The sequence below is a fragment of the Brevundimonas sp. CURTG3B2_SDJG genome (assembly GCF_057364705.1).
The window spans coordinates 1-3,845 of the sequence record NZ_JBNFOJ010000260.1 but is presented as its reverse complement, the minus strand read 5'-3'; the positions used below and the strand labels follow the sequence as shown (position 1 = coordinate 3,845).

The window sequence follows — 3,845 nt, the reverse complement described above, 5'->3', positions numbered from 1 at the left end:
GACGCCGGCGGAGGCGCGGGGCGGGGGCAGGGCGACGGCCAGGACGGACCGCGGGCGCCAGCAGCCACAGGCAATAGGCCGCGCGGGCTCCGAACACGGCGCGTACCGGCCTGCGCAGCATGAAGACCAGGAGGAGGGCGGCGGTGACGGCCGCCGTGATCTCGAGCCCGAGGATCAGCAGGTCAGCGGCCATCGTCGATCTCCTCGATCAGGCGTTTCAACTCGGCGACGTCCTCGGGCGACAGCGCCTCGCGCGCCGAGAAGTGGGCGACCAGCGGAGCCAGGCGTCCGTCGAACAGGCGGTCGACCAAGCCGCGGCTCTCGGCATGGACGTAGTCGCCCCGCTCGATCAGGGGGCGGTACAGATAGCGCCGGCCGTCGCGGTCGGCGGCGATGGCACCCTTGGTGAGCAGTCGGTTGAGCAGGCTCTTGACCGTGGCCTCGGTCCAGGCCTGGTCCGAGGCGATCTCGGCCGTGATCTGGTCCGCCGTCCGGGGACTGGCGCGCCACAGCGCCTCCATCACCAAACTCTCCGCCGTGCTGATCCGCATATCGTTCACATCCGTAATCGGTCGCTCCTGATTACGCTTGTGATCGATAGAGTCAATCCGGTCCCCGTCGCGGGTCCGTTACATCGCCGTAAGGTCCCAGCCGGAACGACGAAGGCCGCTCCTGTCGCCAGGAGCGGCCTTCGGGCGTCTTGGGGGAGGGAAGTCGGCGTCAGCCGCGGTAGTGCTGGATGCGCGTGGTGCGCAGGCCCTGCATGCCCCATTTGTCGATGGCCTTCTGCCAGGCCAGGAACTCCTCGGCGGTCAGCCGATAGCGCGCCAGGGCGTCGTCCAGGCTGAGCAGCCCGCCGCGCACGGCGGCCACCACCTCGGCCTTGCGACGGATCACCCACCGGTCCGTGTTGGCCGGAGGAAGATCGTGCAGGGTCAGCGGCGTGCCCGTCGGCCCGACCACATACTGTTCGCCTCGACTGTTAAGGCGTCGCTCTTGCAACATGGGCTTATGCCTCATTCACCACCACCATTGAGCGTGAACGGTAGCGCTGCCCGACTAAGGGCCGTTTAAGCGTCGTGGTGAAGGAAATGATAAAATCACCTCCGAGCACGGCTTGAATATTCAACGAAGTCTTCATGGAGACTAACCGTCAGTTACCGGAATATCAGCGTTTGATGCTGATCAGTTCGGCCAGCATCTCGTCCGCGGTGGTGATGATCTTGGACGAGGCCGAGTAGGCGCGCTGGGTGGTGATCAGGCCGGTGAACTCGGCCGAGAGATCGACGGTCGAGGCCTCCAGCTGGGACGAGCCGATGGTGCCCGCGCCGCCGCTGCCGGCGGCCTTCAGGTTGAAGGTGCCCGAGCCCTGGCTGACGCGGTAGGCGTTGCCCGAGGTCTCCAGCAGATTGTCCGGGCTGGGGAAGGTAGCCAGCGCGATCTGGGCGATCCGGCGGGTCACGCCGTTGTCGAAGATGGCGGTGACGAAGCCGGTCTCGTCGATCTTGACCTCGGACAGGTTGCCGAAGGCGGTGCCGTTGGTCAGGACCGCCTGGACGACCGAGGCGCTGTCGTACTGGGTCAGGCCGCCAGTGGCCGCGGTCAGGTCGAAGCTGAGCTGCTGATCGTCGATGCCCAGGCCCGGAGCCCACTTGACGGCGCCCGCGGCCGGCGCGGCGGCGTCCGAGGCGGCGAAGCTGAGGGTGGCGGCCTCGGGATCCGGGAACAGCCAGCCGCCGGCGGGCGGGGTATTGGCCGGATCGGCCATGTAGTCGACGTCCAGGCGGCCGTCCTGGGTGAAGCGGATCGATCCGGTCTTGATCTGGCCGTTGGCCAGGCCGGCGCCGGTGACGATGTCCGAGGCGGGGACGGCGCGGATTTCGGCGTACCACTCGTTCGGCGCCGCTCCCTTCAGGAAGGAGATGGCGACGGTGCGCTGGCCGCCCTTGGAGTCCGACACCGGGATGGTCAGCTCGAAGTCGGGCTTCACGCCGGCACCCGTCTCGGGGTCCCACATGGCCATGGAGTTGGTGGCCGGGTTGTAGGCGTTGGCTCCTGGCGGCGTCAGGGCGGCGTCGGCGGCTTCCGCCGAGACGGCCTGACTGGAGCGGATGTTGGCGTTCAACTGGACGCGGGTCGTCGCCTCGGCCGTGCCGCCGACCGAGCCGACGTTGATGGTGCGCAGGCGGTTCAGATCGGAGGGGTCGGCGTTGACGTTGCCGTCGGCGTCCACCGGCCAACCCTGCAGGTACAGGCCCGAGGTGTTCTTCAGATAGCCCAGGTCATCGACGCGGAAGGCGCCGGCGCGGGTGAACAGGCGGGAGTCGGTGACCTGCAGGTTCTCAGGCTTCTCGGTGACCACGAAGAAGCCCTGGCCGGCGATGCCCATGTCGGTGCTGGAGGTGGTGCGCTGCAGCTGGCCGGCCTGGCTGGTGAAGTGACGGGCCGTGGCCAGCACGCCGCCGGCCGAGTAGCCGGCGCCGGCGACCTGGCTGTTGATGACGGTCTGGAACTCGCCTTGGGTCCGCTTGTAGCCGACGGTGTTTACGTTCGCGATATTCTGCGAGATGGCCGCCAGGGCGGCGGAGTTGGCGGTCAGGCCGGACACGCCGGCCAGAAGGGCGCTGTTGATGCTCATGGCGTGGGTTCCTCAGGAGAGCTTGTTCATGGGTCAGTTGGGCGCGGCCGCCTCTTCGAGGGCGATCACCGTGGAGAGGGGAAGGACGGTGTTGCCGACCGTCAGGTAGACCTCGCCGTCGTACATCTCGACGCCGGTCACCCGGCCGCGGGTCAGGACCTGGGCGTCGACGGCGGTGGAGCCGTTCTTGGCCGTCACCTTCAGCGTGTAGACCTTGTCGTCCTGGGCCGTGCCGCCGTTGGTCAGCTTGCCGTCCCAGGTGAAGTCGTGGACGCCGGCGGTCTTGTCCGGAGCCGGGCCCTTCCAGACCACCTTGCCGGTGCTGTCGAGCACCTGCAGCTCCACGTCGGCGGCATTGGCGCCCAACTCGTAGCTCCACTGCGCCTCGCCGTCCTTGAACTTGGTCGCGGACCAGGCGGCGGTGGTCTCCTTGCCGATGAAGTTCGACGCCCGGCTCAGATCGCCCGTCTGGGCCGTCAGCAGGCCCTTCAGCAGTTCGTTGGTGAGCAACTGCTGCTCGACGCCGGCCATCTGGGTCAGCTGGGCGGTGAACTGGTTGGAATCGACCGGCGAGAGCGGGTCCTGGTTCTTCAGCTGCGAGGTCAGCAGCGCCAGGAAGGTCTCGAAGTTCGAGGCCAGCATGCCCGAACCGGCGTTGATCCGGTTCTGAGCGGTGTTGGTGTTGATCGCGTCGACCATCGGTCAGACCTTCAGATCCACGCCCGAGGGCGAGAGGGCGAGAGGGGTCCAGCGAGGCGCCAGAAGGGCCGCGTCGGCGTCGGTGTTCAGGCGCGAGGCCCGGGCGAAGGCGCGGGCCTGGCCCTCGCGGTCGGAAGGACCGCGATCGAAGGCGCTGGAACCGCTGTCGCGCTCGGCGAACTCGAAGGCGTCGTCAGCCACGTGGAAGCCGGCCTGCTGGAGTTCGCGGCGCAGGTCGTCGGCGCGGCCGCGCAGGTCGGCGGCGGCGGCCGGGTTGTCGAAGGCCAGGCGGGCGGACAGTCGGCCCTCGGCGTCGATGTCCAGCTTGACGTCGACCCGGCCCAACTCGTCGGGGGTGAGGGCCATCTCGAAGCGGGTGGCCCGTCCGTCCAGCTTCTTCAGGATCTGCGCGGCGATCTGGGCCGTCGCCTCGATGGCGACGCGCGACAGGGTCGGCGCGGCGGTTTTCGCGCGCGGCGGGGGCCGAGGGCGCGGCGGAGTGATGTCG

Annotated in this window: 5 protein-coding genes and 1 pseudogene; all 6 read right to left on the bottom strand. The window is 68.5% G+C overall.

Translation table 11 applies throughout. The features are described 5' to 3' along the window. Positions 1-193: pseudogene (locus AC2W7C_RS14580) on the bottom strand (M56 family metallopeptidase); the annotation flags it as partial. Continuing rightward, positions 183-551: a BlaI/MecI/CopY family transcriptional regulator gene (locus AC2W7C_RS14575; RefSeq protein WP_486002067.1), complete on the bottom strand. Its 369-nt coding sequence runs from the start codon at positions 549-551 to the stop codon at positions 183-185. The pseudogene AC2W7C_RS14580 and the gene AC2W7C_RS14575, both read right to left, overlap by 11 nt. A 169-nt stretch (positions 552-720) precedes the next feature. Beyond that, positions 721-1,005 carry a CtrA inhibitor SciP gene (gene sciP / locus AC2W7C_RS14570; protein WP_486002066.1) on the bottom strand — a complete coding sequence of 95 codons (285 nt, stop codon included), beginning with the start codon at positions 1,003-1,005 and terminating at the stop codon, positions 721-723. A gap of 163 nt (positions 1,006-1,168) precedes the next feature. Then, positions 1,169-2,638: a flagellar hook protein FlgE gene (gene flgE, locus AC2W7C_RS14565; protein WP_486002065.1), complete on the bottom strand. Its 1,470-nt coding sequence runs from the start codon at positions 2,636-2,638 to the stop codon at positions 1,169-1,171. A gap of 33 nt (positions 2,639-2,671) precedes the next feature. Further along, positions 2,672-3,337, bottom strand: coding sequence for a flagellar hook assembly protein FlgD (locus AC2W7C_RS14560; RefSeq protein ID WP_486002064.1), 666 nt, complete (start codon positions 3,335-3,337; stop codon positions 2,672-2,674). 3 nt (positions 3,338-3,340) lie between these two features. After that, on the bottom strand, positions 3,341-3,845 hold a 505-nt coding region (locus tag AC2W7C_RS14555), incomplete at its 5' end, for a flagellar hook-length control protein FliK (protein WP_486002063.1).

Bases quoted from the DNA above. Each gene is read 5' to 3' on its own strand.
- flgE (WP_486002065.1), bottom strand. From the start codon at position 2,638: ATGAGCATCAACAGCGCCCTTCTGGCCGGCGTGTCCGGCCTGACCGCC.
- sciP (WP_486002066.1), bottom strand. From the start codon at position 1,005: ATGTTGCAAGAGCGACGCCTTAACAGTCGAGGCGAACAGTATGTGGTC.
- AC2W7C_RS14575 (WP_486002067.1), bottom strand. From the start codon at position 551: ATGCGGATCAGCACGGCGGAGAGTTTGGTGATGGAGGCGCTGTGGCGC.
- AC2W7C_RS14560 (WP_486002064.1), bottom strand. From the start codon at position 3,337: ATGGTCGACGCGATCAACACCAACACCGCTCAGAACCGGATCAACGCC.